At 55.9% G+C, this 21427-nt stretch carries 24 protein-coding genes; 14 read left to right on the top strand and 10 right to left on the bottom strand.

The genetic code is table 11. The annotated features are described in order from the left end of the window. The first annotated feature begins 53 nt into the window (after positions 1-53). Complete coding sequence (locus BLM14_RS23700) at positions 54-1052, top strand: LacI family DNA-binding transcriptional regulator (protein WP_100002895.1); 999 nt, start codon at positions 54-56, stop codon at positions 1050-1052. Between the two features lie 39 nt (positions 1053-1091). Here BLM14_RS23700 and BLM14_RS23695 read toward each other — a convergent pair whose 3' ends face one another. The 8 genes from BLM14_RS23695 to BLM14_RS23660 all read right to left on the bottom strand — a co-directional run bounded on the left by BLM14_RS23695 (position 1092) and on the right by BLM14_RS23660 (position 7835). Continuing rightward, positions 1092-1889 (bottom strand): transporter substrate-binding domain-containing protein, encoded by a 798-nt coding sequence (locus BLM14_RS23695; RefSeq protein ID WP_100002329.1) that lies wholly within the window; start codon positions 1887-1889, stop codon positions 1092-1094. Between the two features lie 10 nt (positions 1890-1899). Continuing rightward, on the bottom strand, positions 1900-2835 hold the full coding sequence (locus tag BLM14_RS23690; protein WP_100002328.1) for an isoaspartyl peptidase/L-asparaginase: 936 nt from the start codon (positions 2833-2835) through the stop codon (positions 1900-1902). A gap of 2 nt (positions 2836-2837) precedes the next feature. Next, positions 2838-3572: an amino acid ABC transporter ATP-binding protein gene (locus BLM14_RS23685; protein WP_100002327.1), complete on the bottom strand. Its 735-nt coding sequence runs from the start codon at positions 3570-3572 to the stop codon at positions 2838-2840. Position 3573: 1 nt separating this feature from the next. Then, on the bottom strand, positions 3574-4245 hold the full coding sequence (locus BLM14_RS23680) for an amino acid ABC transporter permease (protein ID WP_100002326.1): 672 nt from the start codon (positions 4243-4245) through the stop codon (positions 3574-3576). After that, positions 4245-4916: an amino acid ABC transporter permease gene (locus BLM14_RS23675; protein ID WP_100002325.1), complete on the bottom strand. Its 672-nt coding sequence runs from the start codon at positions 4914-4916 to the stop codon at positions 4245-4247. The genes BLM14_RS23680 and BLM14_RS23675 overlap by 1 nt, the downstream gene beginning before the upstream one ends. A 68-nt stretch (positions 4917-4984) precedes the next feature. Next, positions 4985-6190 (bottom strand): 3-oxoadipyl-CoA thiolase, encoded by a 1206-nt coding sequence (pcaF, locus tag BLM14_RS23670; protein ID WP_100002324.1) that lies wholly within the window; start codon positions 6188-6190, stop codon positions 4985-4987. Next, the gene (locus BLM14_RS23665; protein ID WP_100002323.1) at positions 6190-6963 is read right to left on the bottom strand and encodes a CoA-transferase subunit beta; all 774 of its coding nucleotides are present in this window, start codon (positions 6961-6963) and stop codon (positions 6190-6192) included. The genes pcaF and BLM14_RS23665 overlap by 1 nt, the downstream gene beginning before the upstream one ends. 11 nt (positions 6964-6974) lie before the next feature. Further along, on the bottom strand, positions 6975-7835 hold the full coding sequence (locus BLM14_RS23660; protein WP_100002322.1) for a CoA transferase subunit A: 861 nt from the start codon (positions 7833-7835) through the stop codon (positions 6975-6977). Between the two features lie 132 nt (positions 7836-7967). On the opposite strand from BLM14_RS23660, the gene BLM14_RS23655 reads away from it, so the two are divergent. After that, positions 7968-8723, top strand: a complete 756-nt coding sequence (locus BLM14_RS23655; protein ID WP_100002321.1) for an IclR family transcriptional regulator — start codon at positions 7968-7970, stop codon at positions 8721-8723. Between the two features lie 2 nt (positions 8724-8725). On the opposite strand, the gene BLM14_RS23650 is transcribed toward BLM14_RS23655, so the two are convergent. Further along, positions 8726-9619 (bottom strand): helix-turn-helix domain-containing protein, encoded by an 894-nt coding sequence (locus tag BLM14_RS23650; protein WP_100002320.1) that lies wholly within the window; start codon positions 9617-9619, stop codon positions 8726-8728. Between the two features lie 112 nt (positions 9620-9731). On the opposite strand from BLM14_RS23650, the gene pobA reads away from it, so the two are divergent. Beyond that, positions 9732-10904 (top strand): 4-hydroxybenzoate 3-monooxygenase, encoded by a 1173-nt coding sequence (gene pobA / locus BLM14_RS23645; RefSeq protein WP_100002894.1) that lies wholly within the window; start codon positions 9732-9734, stop codon positions 10902-10904. A gap of 8 nt (positions 10905-10912) precedes the next feature. On the opposite strand, the gene pcaQ is transcribed toward pobA, so the two are convergent. Then, positions 10913-11836, bottom strand: a complete 924-nt coding sequence (gene pcaQ, locus BLM14_RS23640) for a pca operon transcription factor PcaQ (protein ID WP_100002319.1) — start codon at positions 11834-11836, stop codon at positions 10913-10915. Positions 11837-11937: 101 nt separating this feature from the next. Between pcaQ and pcaD the strand changes: the two genes are divergently transcribed. From pcaD to efeU, 11 genes are all read left to right on the top strand, one after another. Beyond that, positions 11938-12744, top strand: a complete 807-nt coding sequence (gene pcaD, locus BLM14_RS23635; protein ID WP_100002318.1) for a 3-oxoadipate enol-lactonase — start codon at positions 11938-11940, stop codon at positions 12742-12744. Then, positions 12741-13145 (top strand): 4-carboxymuconolactone decarboxylase, encoded by a 405-nt coding sequence (gene pcaC, locus BLM14_RS23630; RefSeq protein ID WP_100002317.1) that lies wholly within the window; start codon positions 12741-12743, stop codon positions 13143-13145. The genes pcaD and pcaC overlap by 4 nt, the downstream gene beginning before the upstream one ends. 12 nt (positions 13146-13157) lie before the next feature. Then, entirely contained in the window at positions 13158-13898 is a 741-nt protein-coding gene (gene pcaH, locus BLM14_RS23625) for a protocatechuate 3,4-dioxygenase subunit beta (RefSeq protein WP_100002316.1), read from the top strand. Next, positions 13898-14512, top strand: coding sequence for a protocatechuate 3,4-dioxygenase subunit alpha (gene pcaG, locus BLM14_RS23620; protein WP_100002315.1), 615 nt, complete (start codon positions 13898-13900; stop codon positions 14510-14512). The genes pcaH and pcaG overlap by 1 nt, the downstream gene beginning before the upstream one ends. Positions 14513-14515: 3 nt before the next feature. Further along, complete coding sequence (locus BLM14_RS23615) at positions 14516-15586, top strand: 3-carboxy-cis,cis-muconate cycloisomerase (protein WP_100002314.1); 1071 nt, start codon at positions 14516-14518, stop codon at positions 15584-15586. 131 nt (positions 15587-15717) lie between these two features. Beyond that, positions 15718-16890 carry an ABC transporter substrate-binding protein gene (locus tag BLM14_RS23610; RefSeq protein ID WP_100002313.1) on the top strand — a complete coding sequence of 391 codons (1173 nt, stop codon included), beginning with the start codon at positions 15718-15720 and terminating at the stop codon, positions 16888-16890. Positions 16891-16959: 69 nt separating this feature from the next. Further along, the gene (locus BLM14_RS23605) at positions 16960-17823 is read left to right on the top strand and encodes a branched-chain amino acid ABC transporter permease (RefSeq protein WP_100002312.1); all 864 of its coding nucleotides are present in this window, start codon (positions 16960-16962) and stop codon (positions 17821-17823) included. A gap of 1 nt (position 17824) precedes the next feature. Then, complete coding sequence (locus tag BLM14_RS23600) at positions 17825-18832, top strand: branched-chain amino acid ABC transporter permease (protein ID WP_100002311.1); 1008 nt, start codon at positions 17825-17827, stop codon at positions 18830-18832. Next, positions 18829-19593, top strand: coding sequence for an ABC transporter ATP-binding protein (locus BLM14_RS23595; RefSeq protein WP_100002310.1), 765 nt, complete (start codon positions 18829-18831; stop codon positions 19591-19593). Before BLM14_RS23600 ends, BLM14_RS23595 begins: the two co-directional genes overlap by 4 nt. Continuing rightward, positions 19574-20293, top strand: a complete 720-nt coding sequence (locus BLM14_RS23590; protein ID WP_100002309.1) for an ABC transporter ATP-binding protein — start codon at positions 19574-19576, stop codon at positions 20291-20293. The genes BLM14_RS23595 and BLM14_RS23590 overlap by 20 nt, the downstream gene beginning before the upstream one ends. A gap of 282 nt (positions 20294-20575) precedes the next feature. Then, positions 20576-21418 (top strand): iron uptake transporter permease EfeU, encoded by an 843-nt coding sequence (gene efeU, locus BLM14_RS23585; RefSeq protein ID WP_100002308.1) that lies wholly within the window; start codon positions 20576-20578, stop codon positions 21416-21418. The last annotated feature ends 9 nt before the right edge of the window (positions 21419-21427 follow it).

Here is a 21427-nt window from a genome sequence, read left to right as displayed (position 1 = left end):
TTGTGCCTGGCTTGAGCAAACATGGGAACGCCGACCTGGTGTAAAGGATGCCCATGATTGAATCTCGCAAACGCCTCGGGCAGCCGACAATTGCAGACGTTGCCGAACTCGCCGGTGTTTCTCGCGCGATTGCATCGCGTGCACTGTCAAGCGAGCCTAGACCTGTTTCTGCCGATAAGCGTGAGCGGGTACTGCAAGCGGCACAGGAGCTCGGTTACAAGCCTAACCTTCTGGCGCGCAGCCTCACCACAAAGACCGTCAATCTCGTGGCAGTTGTCGTCAACCACATCCATGATCTTTCCGATCTCGATCTTTTCGATCTCCTGATCAGCGAAATCCAGTCGATTGGCAAGCAAGTGATTTTCGTGCGGGTGGGGTCTTCAGAACGTATTGAAGAATTCCTGCGCAGCGGCATTGCCTATCATGTCGATGCGGCTCTCGTTTTTTCGGATTTCGCCAACGCCGCAACGGTACGCAAAATGTTCCGCAACGACAGCGTGCTGATGCTCAACGGTATGCGGGATGGCGGCGCACCAGCCATCATTCCGGATGAACTGACCGGCATTGCTGAAGCGGTTTCCGACGCAGCCAGGAAGGGCGTACGAACGGCTACGCTCATAACGGGCCGGGCCGCGTCTCCCGTCGAGCAGGCACGCATCGGTCATTACAAGTCAGAGATGCAACGCAATGCAATTTCATTGATAGCGGAAATGCGAGGCGATTATTCCTATCAAAGCGGCCGCCGTGTTGCCGCATCTCCGGAATGGCAAAAATCGGATGCTGTCTTTTGCACATCGGATGCAATGGCCATGGGCGTGCTCGATGTGCACAGGAGCGTGTTTCCAGAAAACAGACCGGCGGAATTTCGACTTTACGGCTTCGACGATGTCACCTTGGCCGAATATGAAGCCTATCCGATATCATCGATCGGCTATGATAAGACCCTCTATATCAGTGAGATATTGCGGTTCCTGACGACACCGGAACTTTTCCAATCGGGCGGAATGTTGGTCCAGGTTCCGACTTACTTTGTATTGCGCTCAAGTTCCTGAGTGCAAATGGCCGGGGCAAACCCCGGCCATTCCGCTCGATTACCAGAGGGGTGTGAGCGCAGGCGGATTAGCCTTTTCACCCCACCACTTCTTGTAGTTGGTGTCATAGGCACCGGACTGGATATAATCCGAGACGAACATGTCGAGCCAGCGAACGAATTCGGGATCACCCTTGGCGACAGCGATGCCAATGGGATCGTTCGAGTAGAGTCCCTCAAGAGTTACGAGATTTTCGTTCTTGGTTGCAAGATAATCGAGCAGCGAGGAATCCTCGATTGCTGCATCGGCTCGTTTCTGTTGAAGGAGCAGCACACCGTCCGGCGAGAATGTGTCGGTATAGACCAGCTCAGCGTCCGGAACGCTCTTCTTTATGAAGGTTTCGCCCGTTGTCCCGCGTCCGACAACGACTTTCTTTCCCGAGAGATCTTTGAGCGATGCGATACCGGCGTCCTTTTGTACGATGACCCGCAAGCCAGCCCGATTATAAGGTATGGAAAAATCCACTGTCTTGGCGCGCTCAAGTGTTGCCGAGGTGTTGGCGACGACGATATCGAGCTGGCCGGAAACGAGCATGGAAATGCGGGCATCACCCGACACATCGGTAAACTCGACGGGCACGCCTAGCTTTGCAGCCAGCTGCGTCGCGACATCGACGTCGTACCCAACTGGGTTATTCTTGTCGTCACGGAAGCCGATCGGTTCGCCGCCGAGTGAGACCCCGATGCGGACTGTGCCACGCTCGCGGATTTCTTCGATCTTTCCGGCGTGAGCGGTGCCGGCAAATGCCAGAGCGGCCGTCAACGCAAACGCTGTCAATTTTGCAATCATGGTTTTCATGAACTTCCCCTTATGTTGTGTGCTGTAGATCGTATTTCCTGGCTATCCGTTTTTCCGGATTGGCCATCTTCGGCTCCCAAAACCAATACTTGATCTCTTGGGGGCATTGGAAACTTGCAACATCATGATTCCCCCAGGCGTCAATTGCATGGATGACAACGCCGGCAAGGAAACCAGTTTTCAACTGAGCGAGATCTTCCATAGCCATGTCGACGGCTTCCCGGAGAGAATAGCCAAGGCGCAAGGCGAGGACGATGCTGCGCGCTGTGCCGCACCGCATGGTCATTTCACCCGTATGCGTACAGGCGGCGGCGCCGTAGCGGCTGTCCGCATAAAAACCGGCACCGGGAATGGGTGAATCTCCAAGCCTGCCCGGATATTTCCAGGCCCAACCGGAGGTGGAGGTTACCGCATGAATCCCCTTGGCAAAATCCTGCGCCAGGAAAACGGTGGTGTCGCGAACACGCTCTGGATCGGTAATGGTTCGGCTCAGCGGTGCGAGCGCAATATCGGGGAACGCTTTGCGTTCGTCCGTCGAAAGCTCTCTCTCTAACCGCTCCCACCAGACTCGCTTGCTGTCTTCGCACAATACTTCATCAACAGGAAAACCGATCTCAGTTGCAAATCGCCGAGCGCCTTCGCCAGTGAGCATCACATGAGGCAAACGCTTCATGACTTCATGCGCCAGGGCTGCAACGGGGAGCGTATCGGGAACGGCACCGACCGACCCGACCTCACGTGTCGTGCCGTCCATGACGCCCGCATCCAATTCCATTTTGCCGAGCATGTTCGGCCAGCCGCCATAGCCGACGCTGCGCACTTTGATCTCGCGTTCGACCTCGCTGATGCCCGCAATCATGGCGTCAATGCCACAAGCATTGAGCTTGAGGAGTTCGACGGTTTTGTCGAAGCCAGGCCAGGCTTCGGAGTTTGCCAGCAGGATCATGATCAGTCTTTGCGCATCTTGGAGAGGAACTGGGCGATGCGCGGCTTTGCCATACCGCCATCGGTTGCAAAAAATTCGCTCGTAGGCAGGTCCACAACGAGTTGACCTTTGTCGAGGAAAACGATGCGCGAGGATATTGTTCGCGCAAACTCGATCTCATGCGTTACGAAAACCATTGTTGTTCCGGTCTTCGCCAAACGCGCGAGAATATTGAGCACTTCGGCGGTCATTTCTGGATCGAGAGCGCTGGTGATTTCGTCGAGAAGCAGATAGCGCGGCTTCATCGCCAACGCCCGGCAAATTCCTACGCGTTGCCGCTGTCCGCCGGAGAGCTGTGCCGGATAGGCATCGGCTCTTGCGCCGAGTCCGACTGAGTCTAGCAAGGCGCGCGCTTCCGCTTCTGCCTGCGCGCGCGACTGTTTCAAAACCTGTATCGGTGCCAACGTTATATTCTGCACCGCCGTCATGTGCGGATACAGATTGAAAAGCTGAAACACGGTTGCTGAACGTTTGCGCGCTTCAACCAGCTCTTTCGGACGCGACACATCAAAATCATCGATGGTGATGCGCCCGCCGTCGAGCTTTTCCAGGCCATTCATACAACGGACGAGTGTGGATTTTCCGGAGCCGCTGGAACCGAGGATCGAGACGACCTCACCGCTATGAACGTCAAGGTCGATGCCATCAAGCACCGTCGCTGAGCCAAAGGATTTGCGTACGCCCCGGGCGCTGATCATGTCACAGACCTTTCCATGTAGTGTGGGCACGCAGCCGCTGTTCCAGTCTTGCGCCACCGAAGGCGACAAGTTTTGCCGTGATGTAATAAAGCCCACCGACAATGGTCCAGACGATGAAAGGCTTGAGCGTTCTAAGATTCAGAATGTTGCCAATCTTGGTCAGGTCCACCACGCCAATTACCGATATCAGCGACGTGACCTGAAGCTGGTTGACGAGCAAGCCGGTCAATGGTCCCACTGCAAAAGCCAGGGCCTGCGGTGCGATCACGTGGCGGAGCACCTGCCAGCGCGACAATCCAAATACGCGCGCTGACTCAATCTGGTCACGGCCGATCGACTCGATAGCTGAAACGGCGATGACGTAGACGAACGCGGCGGTATTGCCCGAGAGCGTAATCACGGCGGCCTCAACCGGCGTCACGTTGATTTTTGCAAAGGCAGGAAGCCCGAAGAAAACGAGGAAAAGCTGCACAAGAACGGGCGAATTCTTCAGGAGCTCGGCGAAGAATGTGATGAATTGAGTGAGTACCGGCACGCGATAGAATCGAACAATCGCCCAGATCGTGCCGACGAGCAGCCCGATCAGAGTTGTAGCGAGGAACAAAGTGAGAGAAACGCCAAGGCCCTGTGCGAGCAAGATGAAGTCGTATGAGGTGAAACTGGTGTACCGCATCAGGCTACTTCCGACATACGGTCGCGGTTGAGGTGGCGATGCAATGCCTCGATCGCGAGCGAAACCAGATAGGTCAAGCTTGCATAGGCGATCAGCAGCACTGCATAGACTTCAAATGGCCGGAAGGTATCCGATGCAACGATCTTTGCAGAGCCCGTCAGTTCATTGAGGGTTATTGTCGAAAGGATCGACGATGTCAGCACCAGATTGATAAAAACCGATCCGAGCGGCCGAATGGATGTCCGCAAAGCAATCGGCATGACGATTTTGCGGAATACGACAGGCCTCGACAAGCCGCTCACTTCGGCTGCTTCAAGAATCCCTGTGTCGATTGCCAGAATGCCGGACCGGATGACATCCGAGCTGAAGGCACCGCCCGCAATCGACAGGGCGATAACGCCTGTCGTGAACGCATCGATATAAATACCAACTTCCGGCAATCCGTAGAAAAAGAAGAAGAGCTGAACGATGAATGGAATGTTGCGGAACAGATCGACATAGACGAAGGCAGCACGCGAGAGAATTACCGATGAGGATGTTCTTAGGGCTGCGACGATCAATCCAATGACTAGGCTGCCGACCAGCGCCAGAGCACAGGCCTCGGCTGTAAGCAGAGCTCCCTTCAGAAGGAATGGCACATGCGGCGCCAATATCGTCACATCAAACGTCAAACGGCAATCCAACAGAAAGTGAAACCGGTTTCACTTTTGCCGAATGCGATTACAGTGTCAAGACGGCCTCACAGCCTTTCCAGCGCAATGGCAATGCCCTGCCCCACGCCAATGCACATGGTAGCAAGCGCCCGCTTCGCATCACGTAGATTAAGTTCAAGTGCGGCGGTGCCAGTAATGCGAGCGCCGGTCATGCCGAGCGGATGGCCAAGTGCGATCGCGCCGCCATTCGGGTTAACGAATTCCGCATCGTCGGCAATGCCTAGCGCTCGCAGAGTTGCTAGGGCTTGCGACGCGAATGCCTCATTAAGTTCGACGATGTCGAAATCCTGCGGAGTGAGGCCGAGGCGTGCGCACAGTTTTTCAGTTGCCGCGATAGGACCAATGCCCATGATGCGCGGCGGGACACCAGCCGTTGTTCCACCGAGAATGCGGGCAATGGGCGTCAGTCCAAATCTCTGTGCCGCGGCTTCGGAAGCGATGATCAGGGCTGCAGCACCGTCATTGACGCCGGACGCATTGCCCGCCGTTACCGAACCTCCCTTCCGGAAAGGCGTTGGCAGCTTGGCCAGTTGCTCGATCGTCGTCTGCGGACGCGGATGCTCGTCGCGATCGACGATGAGCGGATCGCCCTTGCGCTGCGGAATGTTGACCGGGGTGATCTCGCGTGCAAGACGGCCATTTGCCATTGCAACTCCAGCCTTTTGTTGGGAACGTACCGCAAAAGCGTCCTGATCGACGCGTGATACGTTGTAGTCCTCTGCAACATTCTCGCCGGTCTCAGGCATCGAATCGACACCATATTGCTGTTGCATCAGCGGATTGATGAAGCGCCAGCCGATCGTCGTGTCATGGATCTCGGCATGACGCGAAAATGCACTCTCCGCCTTTGGCATGACAAAGGGCGCGCGCGACATGGATTCGACGCCCCCGGCGATCGCGAGTTCGATTTCCCCGGTCTTGATCGCGCGCGCGGCGGTTATGATGGCGTCCATGCCGGAACCGCACAGCCGGTTCATCGTTGTCCCGGGAACGGTGACAGGGAGCCCCGCCAGCAACAACGACATGCGAGCGACATTGCGATTGTCTTCGCCTGCCTGGTTGGCACAACCATAAATGACCTCGTCAACAGCTTCCCAATCCATGTCCCTGTTGCGCTCCATCAGCGCCTTGAGCGGAATTCCGCCGAGATCATCGGCGCGTACAGTTGATAGCGCCCCGCCAAAGCGACCGATCGGCGTCCGGATATAATCGCAAATGTAAACGTCAGACATCAGGCTGCCTCATGCGCTTTTTTGGTTCTGGCGTTGATATCCCGCAGAACCGAGATTTCTGTTTCGGTGGGGATTGGCGTTTCCACCGGCTCCGTCGCAAAACGAACCGGCCAGCCGCAATTGTCTTCGATCATCGCTCGCGTCACACCCCTGTGGATCGAGACAACCGTCAATTCTTTCGTCACGGGGTCAGGTTCGAACATGCACATGTCGGTAATGACACGGGTTGGCCCCTTAGTTTTCATGCCAAGTCTTGCCCGATGATCGCCTCCCTCGCCGTGACCCATCGACGTGATGAAGTCCAGGTGATCGACGAAACCGCGCTTGTTGAGTGCCATGGTAATATAGATCTGGCCGCAATTGCTGGCAATTTCCGGAGCGCCGCCGCCGCCCGGCAGACGAACCTTGGGCTTGTCATAATTTCCGACGACGGTCGTGTTCAGATTGGCGAAGCGGTCGATCTGGGCTCCTCCGAGAAAGCCGGTGGTGATGCGCCCGCCTTGCAGCCAATAGCGAAACATCTCCGGCACGGACACAGTGCATAAAGCCGTGTCGCATAATTCGCCATCGCCGATCGAAAGCGGCAGGACATCCGGCTTGGTTCCGATAGTCCCGCTTTCATAGATCAATGTGATGTCCGGTGCATGAGTGAGCCGCGCAACATTGCAGGCAGCCGAAGGTGCACCGATGCCGACGAAGCACACGTCGTCATTGGTCAGTGCACGTGCCGCAGCGATTGTCATCATCTCTGTTGGTGTAAATTCGATCGACATGACGATGCTCCCTATGCTGCGTTCGCGGAACGTCGGGTGACGTGCCGAGCGAAATCTTCGGGCTTGCCCGAGAGAACGTTTTCCTTGATCCACGCAGTAAAACTATCGCGGTCGCGGGCAATCTTGTCCCAGGCGATGTAGAAGGCATTTGAACGGGAATAGTAGCCGTGGGCATAGGACGGGAATGCGCCGCCTGGCACATGAACGACTGATGTAATCGCCCATGTCGGCAGGACAACAGCGTTCGGCGATGGCGGATTAAGCTTGTCCACGATTTCTTCAACGGTGATGATTGAGCGCTTCGCAGCGAGTACAGCTTCCTTTTGCACACCAGCGATACCCTCGATCAGCACATTGCCCTTCCGGTCGGCTCGCTGCGCATGGATGATCGAAATATCGGGGCGGATCGATGGCACCGCCGCCAACACTTCTCCGGTGAACGGGCAGGAAATGGACTTGATGTTCGGGTTCACCTTGACAAGATCCGCGCCGATATAGCCGCGCAGCATGGCAAAAGGCAGGTTTGCAGCTCCGGCTTCATAGGCGTTGGCCATGGCCGCGTGGGAATGTTCTTCGACTTCAAGCGGACGGGGCCACTGGTTTTCGACCGCATCGCGGAACCGGTGCAGCGAGCCAACACCCGGATTCCCGCCCCAGGAAAATTTCATGCCGCGCGCCGCGCCGACACCGATCAACTGATCATAAATGAGATCCGGCGTCATGCGGATGAGGAAAAGCTCTTTGCGTCCCTGTCTGATTATTTCGTGACTGGCTGCATAAGGGATCAGATGGGTGAACCCTTCCATAGCGAGCGTATCGCCATCCCTGACATTTTCTTCGATCGCTTCGGAAAGCGTACAAATGTGTGCCACGTCTGTCTCCCTGATGCTTACTTGCCAAATGGCGTAGTCCTGCAACGGTTCGGGCGTCAATTCATTTTGTGCGTTATTTGACTTTTGTTCGCATATCGCACAAACTGTGCAAAAATCCAGGAAGGGCCTCCCATGCGCGAAACGGATTTCGTCAGCAGCCTTGCCAAAGGTCTGGCGGTCATCGAAGCATTCGATGCTGCGAATTCACGCCTTTCCATAACGGATATTTCCAGAATGACCGGCCTGGAACGCGCAACGGCTCGGCGCTGTCTTCTGACGTTGGCCGAGCTTGGCTATGCGGAGTATGATGGCAAATTCTTCACGCTATCCCCGCGCATCCTCCGCCTTGGTCACTCCTATCTGTCATCGACGCCCCTCCCCCGCCTGATGCAGCCTTTCCTCGATCAGCTCTCCGAAAGAACCGGCGAAAGCGCTTCGGCCTCGGTGCTTGATGGCAATGAAATCGTCTATATCGCCCGCGCCTCGCACAAGCGTGTCATGTCGATCAACCTTAATCCGGGAAGCCGGCTTCCAACCTATTGTTCCTCCATGGGGCGGGTATTGCTCGCTTCGATGGCTGAAGACGAGGCCAGACGCATCCTCGAAACCAGCAACCTGAAGGCGAATACGCCGCGAACGAAAACCTCACTCGCTGACTTGATGCACGAACTGCAGCGTGTGCGCGAACAGGGATACGCAGCTATCGACCAGGAACTGGAAATCGGGCTCTGCTCTATTGCTGTTCCCGTCCGCAACATGCGCGGCGTGACCGTTGCCGCAATCAATGTCGGCGCCCAGGCCGCGCGGGTTTCCATTGATGAAATGATCGAACGCTACCTGCCAGTGATGCAATCGACACGCGATACGATCACCAGTCTTTTGGTCTAGAACTACTCGGCCAGTTTCTCGTGTTGCTCGGCACGATATTGCCGCGGGGTCGATCCTGTTTCCTTTGTAAAGAAGCGTGAAAAATAGGCTGGATCGTTGAAACCAAGATCATAGGCGATCTGCTTGATATTGGCCGAGGTGAATACCAAGTCGCGCTTGGCCTGATCAATGAGCCGACTAGCGATCAGATCATTGGTACTCTGTCCAGTTGTCGCTTTGACTATCCGGTTGAGATGTGTCGTTGATACGCCAAGGTGACTGGCGTAAAATTCCGCCGGATGATGATCGCGGAAGTGGCGGTTCACGAGCGTTTGCAACGCCTTCATTCGCGGATTTTCCGGCACGCTATCATTTATCGCCGATTGATCGGGTGCAGTAAGGCGGGCTGCAATCAGGATCGCAGTCCTCAAATAGGCTTCGACCAGATCGCTGTGAAATGCATCGCTGTGCAGCAACTCCTGACACAACCTTTCAAGGGTCTGAGCGAGAAAGCCTTGATCGCCGTCGTTTAGGTCGAGTGCAATCAGACGCGGCCGTGAGAACCATTGCGCCATTTCTGCATCAAGGAAGGCGCGTCCCAACGCACCGAACCGCGAGGCGACCATGGTGATGACCATCCCGTCCATATCTTTTGAGAATCTGAACCCATGCTCGTACTTGGGTGGTACTGCGATCATGACCGGTGGCAGGATCGGAAGAACTTCACCATTGAAAACGGCATCTCCCGTCCCGCCCCGAAGGTACAGAATCTGAAAGAATGCATCGTGTTTATGAATTTTGATTTCCCAGTTGTGTAGCTGGCTGCGCGAAGCGATAGTCTCCCAATGAAGCCAGAAATCGGGGCGCTGCGCATGATTCTCTCCATAAAGATCGTAGGTTGGAGCGGTGCCCCGCATGTGTATCTCCTGACGCGAATGTTCGAATTGTCCTATTATTTGACCGGAAAGTCCATTGCAGCTGCCGTGCTCCGGCATAGTCTTGGGAGAAAATTCCGTGATGGGAGGCACGATGCGCACTCAGGTTGCAATTATTGGATCAGGACCCGCTGGGCTGCTTCTGGGGCAACTTCTGACCAAAGCCGGTATCGACAATGTCATCCTCGACCGTGCCAGTAAGGGCCATATTCTTGGCCGGGTACGCGCAGGGGTTTTGGAGGAGGGTACCGTTCGTCTGCTTGATCAGGCCAATGCGAGCGGTCGATTGCACGCGGAGGCGTTGCCACATGACGGCTTTTCACTGGCTTTCGATGGCCGCAATCACCGGATCAACCTGTTTGATTTGACCGGCGGCAAACGGGTGACCGTTTACGGGCAGACAGAAGTCACACGCGATCTCATCGGAAGGCGCGAAGATGATGGTGCCAAGACGGTTTATGAAGCGGATAGTGTTGCCATCCACGACTTCGATTCAGCTAAGCCGTTTGTGACTTATGAAATCGGTGGCAAGACCCACCGCATCAGCTGTGACTTTATTACTGGATGCGACGGATTTCATGGCGTCAGCCGACGGTCGGTGCCCGAGAACGCTATCCATACATTCGAGCGCGCATATCCCTTTGGCTGGCTGGGGGTGCTGGCGGAAGTGCCGCCCGTATCTCATGAACTGATTTACGCCAATCATCCACGCGGATTTGCGCTCTGCTCCATGCGGTCAATGACGCGGAGCCGTTATTATGTGCAATGTTCTTTGGATGACAAAGTTGATGCCTGGTCCGACGAACGTTTCTGGGATGAATTGCGCCGCAGATTGCCGAAGGAAGATGCAGAAGCAGTGACGACGGGACCCTCGTTCGAGAAGTCGATAGCTCCACTCCGCTCCTTTGTCGCTGAACCGATGCGCTTTGGCCGCTTGTTCTTGGCGGGAGACGCAGCCCATATCGTTCCGCCAACGGGCGCCAAAGGACTCAATCTAGCTGCGAGCGATGTGCATTATCTGTTCGAAGGCTTGCGCGATTATTATGCCGATCTATCGATGGCAGGGCTTGATGCCTATTCGCAGCGCGCACTGCTCCGCGTTTGGAAGGCCGTACGGTTCTCCTGGTCGATGACAATGATGATGCACCGCTTTCCCGATACGGGCGAATTTGGACAGAAGATACAGGAGGCAGAGCTGGATTACCTTGTCCATTCCCGCGCCGCCTCGACAGCACTCGCTGAAAACTACGTTGGACTACCATTCTGAATTGGAGCTCAACTCGCGCGGACCGTGTTCGCTGTCTCCCGGATCGTCTGCATCAGGATCATCAGTGGCAATGACGGTGTCACATCGGCACGCATTGTCAGGCCGACCGGCCCTTTGGTTTCCGTCGTATCGATTGGAAGCAGTGTGAGCGTGCCGTCCTCGATATCATTCGCAACGACGCCAGCGGAAATGATCCAAACGGCGTTTTTCAAACGCACGAAGGCGCGGCCAAAGGCGTCAGAGACAGTTTCAATCTGCTGGGGCAACTTGGCGACACCATTAGTAATCAGAAACCGGTCGACGAAGGGGCGGATGATCGATGCACGCGTTGGCATCAATACGGGGAATTCTGCAAGACGTGCAAAAATATCACCGTTGGCTTGCAGGAGAGGATGGCGGGCGTTGACGGCAAAAACCACCTGTTCGGAATAGAGGTGCTCGAAGGAAAATCCGGTCATTTTCTCGGGTGCGGCAAGGCGCCCGACCACCAGATCGAGATCGCCGAGGCGCAGCTGTTCGAGAAGGACGGCATTCTCACCCGTCACAATTTTCAGCCGGCACTGTGTCTTTTCCTGAAGAAACAGGCTGATTGCCTGCGGCATGATGCGGGTCGAAACCGTGGGCAGGGCACCGATACGGATCGGTATGCCCTCCCCCGACTGCTCGTTGGTGACGGAATCGATACCTTGACGCAATGCCGTAATGGCCGCGCCGGCATAGCGCAAAAACACTTCGCCATAGCGCGTGATCCTTATGCCACGCCCGTCCCTTTCGAACACGGCGACACCAAGCGCCTCTTCCATTTCACGAATGGTTTTCGTCACCGCTGGTTGGCTGATATGAAGGATGGAAGCGGCCTTCATCACGCTTTTCTGACGGGCGACTTCCAGGAAGGTTTGAAGGTGGCGGAATTTGATACGGCTGTCGATCATCGCTTTTCATAACCCATGGGTTAAGGGAATATGATAGAATATCATTTTACTGAACCAAATGCATAATCCATTGTGACCATAAGCAGATTGGGAGGATTTCTGTGCAATTCGCTTCTATCAATGGCGTTACGCTGCACTATCAGTTGATCGGTGCGCCCGAAGGCAAACCCGTCCTGGTCTTTGCCAACTCGCTTGGCACCGATTTTCGCATCTGGCGCGATGTTATCCTTCGTCTCATTGGCGATTTCGCCATAGTTACCTATGATATGCGCGGGCATGGTCTTTCAGATATTGGAACTCCGCCCTATTCCATGAACCATCACGTAGGCGACCTTGCCGGACTTCTCGACTATCTTGAGGTCAAGAACGCCATCATTTGCGGCCTGTCCGTCGGCGGCATGGTAGCTCAGGGTCTCTACGCAACGCGTCCGGATCTAGTGCGTGCGCTCATCCTTTGCGATACGGCGCACAAGATCGGTACGCCCGATTCATGGAACGCGCGCATCGCGGCCGTCAACAAAGACGGAATCCAATCCATTGCCGAGGGCATTTTCAACGTCTGGTTCACACCCGCCTTCCATGCGCAACGCCGCGAGGAACTCGCCGGTTACCGCAATATGCTCGTTCGCCAGCCGGTCGATGGGTACACTGGCACCTGTGCGGCGCTGCGCGATGCCGATTTTACAGAGGCTGCCCGACGTATCGCAGCTCCGACGATCTGCATTGTTGGCGACCAGGATGGTTCGACGTCACCGGGTCTTGTACTAGAACTCGCCAAGCTCATTCCTCGTTCGCGCTACGAGGTGATCAAGGATGCGGCGCATATTCCATGTGTCGAACAACCAGAAGCGCTTACCGCCGTGATGCGGGCTTTCATCGATGAATTCGAGCTTGGAGGAAAATTATGACGGGTGCGGCTGTTCCCTCTCGCCGCTATGCACAAGGTATGGAAACGCGCAGGATCGTATTGGGCGATACGCATGTCGATAATGCAGAATCCAACAAGACAGATTTCGACAGGCCATTTCAAGAACTCATTACAGAAGCCGCTTGGGGCCATGTGTGGTCGCGACCAGGCTGGACCAAGCGGGAGCGATCGATCGTGACAATCGCCTTGCTGGCAGCGTTGGGACAGGATGAAGAGTTGATCATGCATATCCGTGCTACAGCCAACACCGGTGCAACGAAGGACGACATTTGCGAAGCGCTGCTGCACGTTGCCATTTATGCAGGCGTTCCGGCGGCAAATCACGCGATCAAGCTGGCCAAGCAGGTTTATAAGGAACTGGAAGCCGGACAGGCAGCGTGACGGGAGGCGGTGATGTCTAACAAGAAACCGGAAACCGGTGCATTCTTTCAACGCGACAGGCAGTGGCATCCACCGGCCTACACGCCGGATTACAAGACAAGTGTCGTGCGATCGCCACGGCGAGCCTTATTGTCATTTGACAATACGTTGTCGGAGATCAGCGGTCCGGTGTTCGGGCACGCCGTGCTTGGAGAGCTCGACAACGATCTCATCCACAATTTCGCCAAGTCCGGCGAAAGCGCCATCGGTCAGAGGATCATCGTGCATGGGCGCGTGATCGACGAGCGCGGCAAAGGGGTCGCCGGCGCGTTGCTCGAGTTCTGGCAGGCCAATGCAGGCGGGCGCTATCGCCACAAGCGGGAGGGATACATCGCGGCTCTTGATCCGAATTTCGGAGGATGCGGGCGTACGATCACCGACGAGGACGGTTATTACCGCTTTCGCACCATCAAGCCGGGCGCTTATCCCTGGCCGAACGGCGTGAATGACTGGCGTCCGGCCCATATTCATTTTTCGGTCTTTGGGCATGGTTTCGCGCAGCGCCTGATCACCCAGATGTATTTCGAGGGCGATCCGATGATCTGGAATTGCCCTATTGTCAGATCGATTCCGGACAAGGTTGCCATCGAGCAACTCGTCGCCGTGCTGGATATGAACAACACGATCCCCATGGATGCCCGCGCCTATAAGTTCGATATCGTCTTGCGTGGTCGCCGCTCGACCATGTTCGAGAACCGCATGGAGGGCAACTGATGGTCCAGAAGTTGGAATTCCTGAAAGAGACGCCATCACAGACAGCGGGCCCTTACGTTCATATCGGTTGCACGCCGAATTTCTGTGGTATTACCGGGGTTTACAAGGCCGATCTTGGCGTTGCCATGACCAACGACAAGACGCTGGGTGAACGGATTACCATTCGCGGGCGTGTCTTTGACGGAACCGGAACACCCTTACGCGATGCGTTGCTCGAAATATGGCAGGCCGACAGCAACGGGTTTTATAATAGCCCATCGGAGCTGCGCGGCATGGTGGATCCGAATTTTACCGGGTGGGGACGCTGCCCGACAGATATGGAAACCGGTGAGTTTGTCTTTGAAACAATCAAGCCGGGCCAGGTTCCATTCAAGGATGGTCGCCTGATGGCGCCGCACATCACAGTCTGGATTGTGGCTCGCGGCATCAATATCGGACTGCAGACGCGGATTTACTTCGATGATGAGAAAGCAGCCAATGATAAGGATCCGATACTGATGCGCATCGAGCACAAGAGCCGTGTTCCGACGCTCATCGCGACGCGTGAAGGATCGACCTATCTCTTTGATATTCATTTGCAGGGCGACAAGGAAACCATCTTCTTCGATGTGTGAACGATGAGCGTTTCTCCGTTTGATCATCCGTTTTTGTCTGGCCTGATTGGGGATGAAGAGGTCACGCAATGGTTCTCGGTTGAGAACGATATCGCCGCGATGTTGTCGTTCGAGTCCGCCTTGGCGGAGGCAGAAGCTGCTGAAAACATTATAGAAAAAGCGGCTGCTGATACCATAAAAATGGCATGTGGAACATTTTCGCCTGATATCGCAGCGTTGAAGGTGGCGGTCGCGCAGGATGGTGTGGTGGTTCCGGAACTTATCCGCCAATTGCGTGAGACTATTCCACCGGGCCATCGCGCGTCGCTGCACGTCGGTGCAACTAGCCAGGACGTCATCGACACAAGCCTGATGATACGCCTCAAGCCAGTTCTCCGGCGCCTCGATACGGGATTGTCGGATATCTTGGGCAAGCTCGACCATCTGGATAAGGCATTCGGGAAGAATGGTTTGATGGGCCACACCCGCATGCAGGCAGCGATTATGATTACCGTGCACGACCGCATCGAAGCTTGGCGCGGACCACTGTTTCGGCATCATCAAGGCCTCAATGCGCTCAAACATAACTTCCCGGTCATGCAATTTGGTGGGGCGGCAGGAACGTTGGATAAGCTTGGGGATAAGGGACCGGCCGTCCGTAAGAGACTAGCCGCGCTTCTGGGCCTCCAAGACGTGCCGCAATGGCAAAATCAACGCGATATCATGATTGAGTTTGCAGGTTTTTTGTCCCAAATATCGGGTTCCTTGGGCAAGATTGGTCAAGATATCGCAATACTTGCACAAGGTGCCGACGAGATTTCGCTCAGTGGCGGTGGACAATCATCGGCGATGCCGCACAAGCAGAACCCGGTACTCGCGGAGCTTCTCGTCTCGCTTGCCCGTTTCAACGCCACACAGATTTCGGGCATGCACCATGCCTTGATTCATGAGCAGGAACGCTCAGGTGCGGCCTGGACATTGGAATGGATGATATTGCCGAGCATGGTGACCGCAACAGTAACCGCGGTGCGCACGGCTTTGAAGCTGCTCGATTCCATCAAGGAATTTGGTCTTGGTGTCACGACGAAAACATAACTTGTGGATTATGCAATGACGCATGATTTTCATTTTACATTACCAACCGGTATGAGAAACTAAGCATAATACCCATTCTGGTCCGATGAGGAGACGATCTGGCCAAGCCTGAAGGGATCAAGGGAGGAACGATGAAAAAGCTTATTCTGGCTGCAGCCGCAGCCGTTCTGATGAGCGGTGCCGCTTATGCGGAAGTGATCAAGATTGGTGTGGTAGGTCCCTTTTCTGGCCCGTTTGCGATTCAAGGCAAGAACTTCAAAGCTGGGATTGACGCCTATATTGCCACCCATGGAGACAAGATCGGCGAAGACACGATCGAAATACTCTACCGTGACGTACCACAGGCGGATCCGGCCCAGTCAAAAGCGTTGGCGCAGGAGTTGGTGGTCAAGGAAGGCGTGCAATATCTGGCAGGCTTCTATTTCACGCCCGATGCCATGGCAGTCACACCATTGCTGCAGCAGGCCAATGTGCCGCTGGTCGTGATGAATGCCGCAACCTCGGCGATCGTCACCAAGAGCCCTTACGTCGCGCGCACGTCCTTCACCACCTGGCAGACTTCGGCGCCCATGGCGAAAATCGCCCGTGAACGCGGTGTCGAGAAGGCGATTACCGTTGTCAGCGACTATGGTCCGGGCGTCGATGCGGAAAACGCTTTCAAATCCACTTTCGAGAAAGAGGGCGGTGCGGTCGTCGAATCCATCCGCATGCCACTTTCAACCAATGATTTCAGCCCGGTCATGCAGCGCGTGCGCAACTCTGGCGCGCAGGCGGTGTTTGCCTTCCTGCCATCGGGTCCGACGACCCTGGGATTCGTCAAGGCCTACAACGAGAATGGCCTGAAGGATGCGGGGATACAGTTTCTGGCACCCGGCGATCTGACGCAGGAATCCGACCTGCCGGCGATAGGCGATTCGGCGATCGGAATTCTGACCACGTTCCATTATTCCATCGCGCACGACTCGCCCGAGAACAAAGCCTTCGTCGCTGCCGCCGAAAAGGCAATAGGTAACCCTGCCGAACTCTCCTTTCCGTCGGTTGGCGCCTATGATGGCATGCATGTCATCTACAAGATGATTGAGGCGACTGGCGGTAAACAAGACGCGCAGAAGGCCGTCGACGCCGTGAAGGGGCTTTCCTGGGAAAGCCCGCGCGGCCCCGTGTCGATCGACCCTGAAACACGCCATATCACGCAGAATATCTATCTGCGCGAGGTCGCCAAGCGTGACGACGGCACTTACTACAACAAGGAAATCAAGACCTTCGAAAAGCAGCCGGATCCGGGTCTGGCCGCGGCGAAATAAGCCAAGGTCTGCTGCGAAAAGTTGCTCTGGAGCGCATTGTCGTTCCGGAGCACCAACCGGGATGATTTGATGCAGGTTTTCTTCAGCATAGCGGTCGACGCGCTCGCCTATGGGATGGTCTTGTTTGTTATTTCCATTGGCCTTTCCGTCACCATGGGCCTGATGCGGGTCGTCAATCTTGCCCACGGCGCCTTTGCCATGATCGGTGGTTATATAGCCTCTTACGCAGCGCGCGATCTCGGTCTTGCCTATGGTTTCGCGGTGATCCTCGCCATCGTCGGAACGATTATCATCGCCATTCCGCTGGAACGGTTTCTCTACCGGCGCATTTATGGCGCACCCGAACTCACACAAGTGCTCATGACGATCGGCATCACCTTCTGTGTCATCGGAATTGCCAATTATGTCTTTGGGCCGACTCTCAAGACGATCCCCCTCCCCGCTGAACTGCAAGGTCCCGTCAATCTCGGGTTCCGGTCCATCGCCGCGCACAAGATCTTTGCCGTCGGTTGCGGTATCGCCGTGGCACTTGGTCTCTGGTACTTGATCGAGCGCACCTCCTTCGGCGTCAAACTGCGTGCTTCCGTTGATAATACCGCCATGGCGGCGGCGCTGGGTGTGAGAACCAAGATCGTATATGCCGCAAGCTTCGCGCTGGCTGTTGGCCTTGCGGCTTTTGGCGGGGTGATCGGTGCTGAGCTGCTACCAGTCGAGCCTTACTATGCCCTTCGCTATATGGTGACGTTTCTGGTCGTTGTTTCCGTTGGTGGTGCTGGCTCCATTCCCGGTGCCCTGATTGCCTGTCTGCTGCTGGGTGCAATCGACACGACTGGCCGCTATCTCGTGCCTGAGTACGGTGAGTTCTTTTTCTATCTTGCGGTAATTGCCATTGTCTGGGTCTTCCCGCGCGGACTGCTCGGAAGGGCGAAATGATATGAGCGCCACCGAAGTCTCACCTCGCATCGCAAAAACATCGCCGGTTCGCCCGCTATGGCAACGCGATTTGATAGGAGTTGCGATTATCATCGCCGCTGCCATTTTGGGATATCTTCTTTTTCCCAACAATCTGGCGCTGTTGACGCGGATCATCGCGATCCTGTTTCTCGTTTTGTCGCTTGATCTGGTTACAGGCTATTGCGGGGTCGCGACGCTCGGTCATGCCGCCCTCTTCGGTACGGGCGCTTACGCTGCCGGGATTGCCGCAGTGACCTTCGGTATCACCGAACCGCTCACTATGGTTGCCATTGGCGCGTTCGCCGGAGCCACCGCCGGTCTTGTCTCGGGCGTCGTCATCCTGCGTGGCCATGGCCTTGCCCAACTCGTGCTGTCGATCGCGGTCATCCATCTTTTCCATGAAGCCGCCAACAAGGCCTCAGCTTATACGGGGGGCAGCGATGGCCTTTCCGGCATTGCTCCAGACCCGATCCTCGGGCTCTTTGCCTTCGATCTCTGGGGGCGAACGGCTTATGTATTTGGCATCCTCCTGCTGGTGATCATCTTTATTTTGTTGCGTATCCTTGTACGCTCGCCCTTTGGCATGCTCTGTCGGGGCATACGGCAAGACCCTATCCGTGTCAGCGCCATGGGTGCATCCGTCAAGGCGAGCCTGATCAAGATGTATGTGATTTCCGGTGTTGTGGCCGGAGTCGGCGGAGCATTCAATGCTGTCTCGACGCAGGTCGTCGGTCTCGACAGTTTGAGCTTCACCAATTCTGCCGAAGCGCTGGTCATGCTGGTGCTTGGCGGCACGGGTTCGCTTTATGGAGCATTTGTGGGCACGATCGTTTTCGTGTGGTTCGAAGATGTTGTGTCTGCTGCAAATCCCTTCCACTGGCTGACTATTGTCGGCTCATTGCTGATTGCTGTGGTGCTGTTTGCCCCTAAAGGTCTCTACGGCACCGCCGTTACACTCGTTGAACGCTATGGGAGGAGCAGCAAATGAGCGCGATCTTCCAAGTCGAGCGGCTGAAGAAGTCCTTCGGCGGGCTCGACGTCACACGCGATGTATCGCTCTCTATGGCGAAGGGCGACCGGATTGCGCTGATCGGTCCAAATGGCGCTGGCAAGACAACGTTCGTCAATCTGGTGACCGGGCATCTGCACCCGAATTCTGGCCGGGTACTGATGGGGGACGAGGACATTTCCAAATTCAATCCGATGAAACGAGTGCGGGCCGGGCTTGTGCGCTCGTTCCAGGTGACGCGTCTCTTTGCGGAGATGACTCCGGAGGAACATGTGGCTCTCGCCATTCTGCAACGCGACGGAAAATCCGGCAGGATGGTTGGCTCCTATCGAACCATGCCGGAGGTAATGCGCGAGACACAGGCGATCCTTGAGACGCTCAATCTTAGCGCCTTGGCAAGAATGCCAGTCAGTGAGATTGCCTATGGCCAGCAGCGGCTGCTTGAAATCGCCCTGGCCATGGCCCTGCGACCCAAGGTGCTTCTCCTTGATGAGCCGGCTGCCGGCGTGCCGCACAGCGACACCTTCCTTATTGAGAACGCCCTGGCGCAGCTGCCTGATGATCTGGCCGTTTTGATGATCGAGCACGACATGGATCTTGTCTTCCGCTTTGCCAAGCGGGTGATTGTGCTGGCTGCGGGGGAGATCATATTTGACGGGTTGCCCCGCGACGTGACGGAAGATGCGCGCGTGCGCGAAGCCTATCTAGGGAGCTATGCACATGCCAGCAGCGCGGCTTGAGATCAAAGGCTTGAGCGCTGGTTACGGACCGACGCGCGTTCTCGAAAATGTCTCCTTTACCGCTGAGGCAGGTTCGCGCATTGCCGTTCTTGGCCGCAATGGCGTCGGCAAGACAACGCTTTTTGCAACCCTCGCAGGTCAGACGCGGCGCTATGAAGGCACGATCAGGCTCGATGATGCTGATTTGACCGGCATGGAGAGTGCCCAACGCGCGTGGAATGGCCTTGGCTTCGTGCCGCAATCCCGCAGCATCTTCCCTTCGCTCACCGTTGAGGAAAATCTTTTCGTCGGGCTCAAGGGTAGGCCGCACAGCGCGCTCGCGGAAGCCTATGAGATGTTCCCTCGACTTTATGAGCGACGAGCGAATTCCGGAGCCAAACTCTCGGGCGGCGAGCAGCAGATGCTGTCCACGGCCCGCACCATTCTTGGCAAGCCAAGGGTGTTATTATTGGACGAACCGCTGGAGGGGCTGGCGCCGGTTATTTGCGAGGAACTGATGGCGGCGTTCACCCGCCTTGCATCCAGCGGCGAGATGACCATCCTTCTCGTTGAGCAGCGCATCCAGAGCGCACTCGACTTTGCTGAACGGGTGATCATTCTTGAACGGGGGCGTGTCGTGTGGGACGGCTCATCGGAGCAATTGGCGGCGGACCGGGATACGGTTGATCAGCTCCTTGGCGTTTCCAGCCTGGCGCACTAGGAACACTGTTCTTCGGGCATTCTTGTGGAGCGAGTCAACTATTCTTTGCGAAGGGCTAGTCGAAATAAGGCTACAATGTGGCGAAATGCATCGTCGCGCTCGTGTGGATTAGTGGATGAAAACACTCAACATCTGGAAATAATTGACTAATTTTCTCCTCTTATATCTTAGAATTCTTCTAATATATTGTTATTGCTTCGTTTTTCGCGACGGTTTATGAGTCGCGCGGCGTTGTACACCGTCCCATCGGAGTGGCAGCAACCGCGTTGGGGAATTGATTAGATGCTGGTTCCATTCCTGATAATGCTGCGAGAGGGCATCGAGGCGGCTCTGATCGTTGGCATTATCGCGAGTTATCTCAAGCAAACCGGAAGGGATGCATGGATGCCGGCGGTCTGGGTCGGAATCCTACTGGCTGTTGCGCTCTCGCTTTTCGTAGGAGCCGCTCTGCAACTGGCCAGTGCACAATTCCCGCAAAAGGCACAGGAGTTTTTCGAAGCGATTGTCGGCTTGATCGCAGTTGTTGTGCTGTCCTCCATGGTGTTCTGGATGCGCAAAGCCGCACGGTCAATCAAATCCGAACTGCATACGTCGATTGACTCGGCTCTTGCGCATTCGACCGGCCAAGCCCCGGCCCTGATTGGCATGGTGTTCTTTGCCGTTGCTCGCGAAGGTCTGGAATCAGTGTTCTTTCTTCTGGCGATTTTTCAGCAGAGTACCAACAGCGACGCTCCGATCGGCGCGGTGCTCGGAATTCTGGTTTCGATCGTGCTTGGCTACGGCATATATGCCGGCGGCGTGCGCATGAACCTTCGCCGGTTCTTTTTCTGGACGGGCCTTTTCATTCTGGTCGTCGCGGCGGGCATATTGGCGAGCACGCTGCGTCATTTCCATGAGGCGGGTGTCTGGAACAGCCTTCAAACCGTTGTGTTCGACCTGAGCAATGTGCTCCCCGTTGGCAGCCCGTTAGGTACACTGTTGTCCGGCATGTTCGGCTATCAGGATATGCCGACGCTTGGCGAAGTGATCGCTTATGTCGCCTTCCTCGCCATCAGCATATTCATGTTCCTGCGCCCGGCTGCCCCGCGGGCGGCTACTGCGCAAGCGCCGCGACCCTCCAATTGATCGGAAAAG

Origin of the sequence: Phyllobacterium zundukense (assembly GCF_002764115.1) — a bacterium.
GTDB lineage: Bacteria > Pseudomonadota > Alphaproteobacteria > Rhizobiales > Rhizobiaceae > Phyllobacterium > Phyllobacterium zundukense.
This window is presented reverse-complemented; position numbering and strand designations above follow the sequence as displayed.

What these genes read in the sequence shown, in the direction of transcription:
- BLM14_RS23700 (WP_100002895.1), top strand. Translation starts at nt 54, where the DNA reads ATGATTGAATCTCGCAAACGCCTCGGGCAGCCGACAATTGCAGACGTT.
- BLM14_RS23695 (WP_100002329.1), bottom strand. Translation starts at nt 1,889, where the DNA reads ATGAAAACCATGATTGCAAAATTGACAGCGTTTGCGTTGACGGCCGCT.
- BLM14_RS23690 (WP_100002328.1), bottom strand. Translation starts at nt 2,835, where the DNA reads ATGATCCTGCTGGCAAACTCCGAAGCCTGGCCTGGCTTCGACAAAACC.
- BLM14_RS23685 (WP_100002327.1), bottom strand. Translation starts at nt 3,572, where the DNA reads ATGATCAGCGCCCGGGGCGTACGCAAATCCTTTGGCTCAGCGACGGTG.
- BLM14_RS23680 (WP_100002326.1), bottom strand. Translation starts at nt 4,245, where the DNA reads ATGCGGTACACCAGTTTCACCTCATACGACTTCATCTTGCTCGCACAG.
- pcaF (WP_100002324.1), bottom strand. Translation starts at nt 6,190, where the DNA reads ATGTCTGACGTTTACATTTGCGATTATATCCGGACGCCGATCGGTCGC.
- BLM14_RS23665 (WP_100002323.1), bottom strand. Translation starts at nt 6,963, where the DNA reads ATGTCGATCGAATTTACACCAACAGAGATGATGACAATCGCTGCGGCA.
- BLM14_RS23655 (WP_100002321.1), top strand. Translation starts at nt 7,968, where the DNA reads ATGCGCGAAACGGATTTCGTCAGCAGCCTTGCCAAAGGTCTGGCGGTC.
- BLM14_RS23650 (WP_100002320.1), bottom strand. Translation starts at nt 9,619, where the DNA reads ATGCGGGGCACCGCTCCAACCTACGATCTTTATGGAGAGAATCATGCG.
- pobA (WP_100002894.1), top strand. Translation starts at nt 9,732, where the DNA reads ATGCGCACTCAGGTTGCAATTATTGGATCAGGACCCGCTGGGCTGCTT.
- pcaQ (WP_100002319.1), bottom strand. Translation starts at nt 11,836, where the DNA reads ATGATCGACAGCCGTATCAAATTCCGCCACCTTCAAACCTTCCTGGAA.
- pcaC (WP_100002317.1), top strand. Translation starts at nt 12,741, where the DNA reads ATGACGGGTGCGGCTGTTCCCTCTCGCCGCTATGCACAAGGTATGGAA.
- pcaH (WP_100002316.1), top strand. Translation starts at nt 13,158, where the DNA reads ATGTCTAACAAGAAACCGGAAACCGGTGCATTCTTTCAACGCGACAGG.
- pcaG (WP_100002315.1), top strand. Translation starts at nt 13,898, where the DNA reads ATGGTCCAGAAGTTGGAATTCCTGAAAGAGACGCCATCACAGACAGCG.
- BLM14_RS23615 (WP_100002314.1), top strand. Translation starts at nt 14,516, where the DNA reads ATGAGCGTTTCTCCGTTTGATCATCCGTTTTTGTCTGGCCTGATTGGG.
- BLM14_RS23610 (WP_100002313.1), top strand. Translation starts at nt 15,718, where the DNA reads ATGAAAAAGCTTATTCTGGCTGCAGCCGCAGCCGTTCTGATGAGCGGT.
- BLM14_RS23605 (WP_100002312.1), top strand. Translation starts at nt 16,960, where the DNA reads ATGCAGGTTTTCTTCAGCATAGCGGTCGACGCGCTCGCCTATGGGATG.
- BLM14_RS23600 (WP_100002311.1), top strand. Translation starts at nt 17,825, where the DNA reads ATGAGCGCCACCGAAGTCTCACCTCGCATCGCAAAAACATCGCCGGTT.
- BLM14_RS23595 (WP_100002310.1), top strand. Translation starts at nt 18,829, where the DNA reads ATGAGCGCGATCTTCCAAGTCGAGCGGCTGAAGAAGTCCTTCGGCGGG.
- BLM14_RS23590 (WP_100002309.1), top strand. Translation starts at nt 19,574, where the DNA reads ATGCCAGCAGCGCGGCTTGAGATCAAAGGCTTGAGCGCTGGTTACGGA.
- efeU (WP_100002308.1), top strand. Translation starts at nt 20,576, where the DNA reads ATGCTGGTTCCATTCCTGATAATGCTGCGAGAGGGCATCGAGGCGGCT.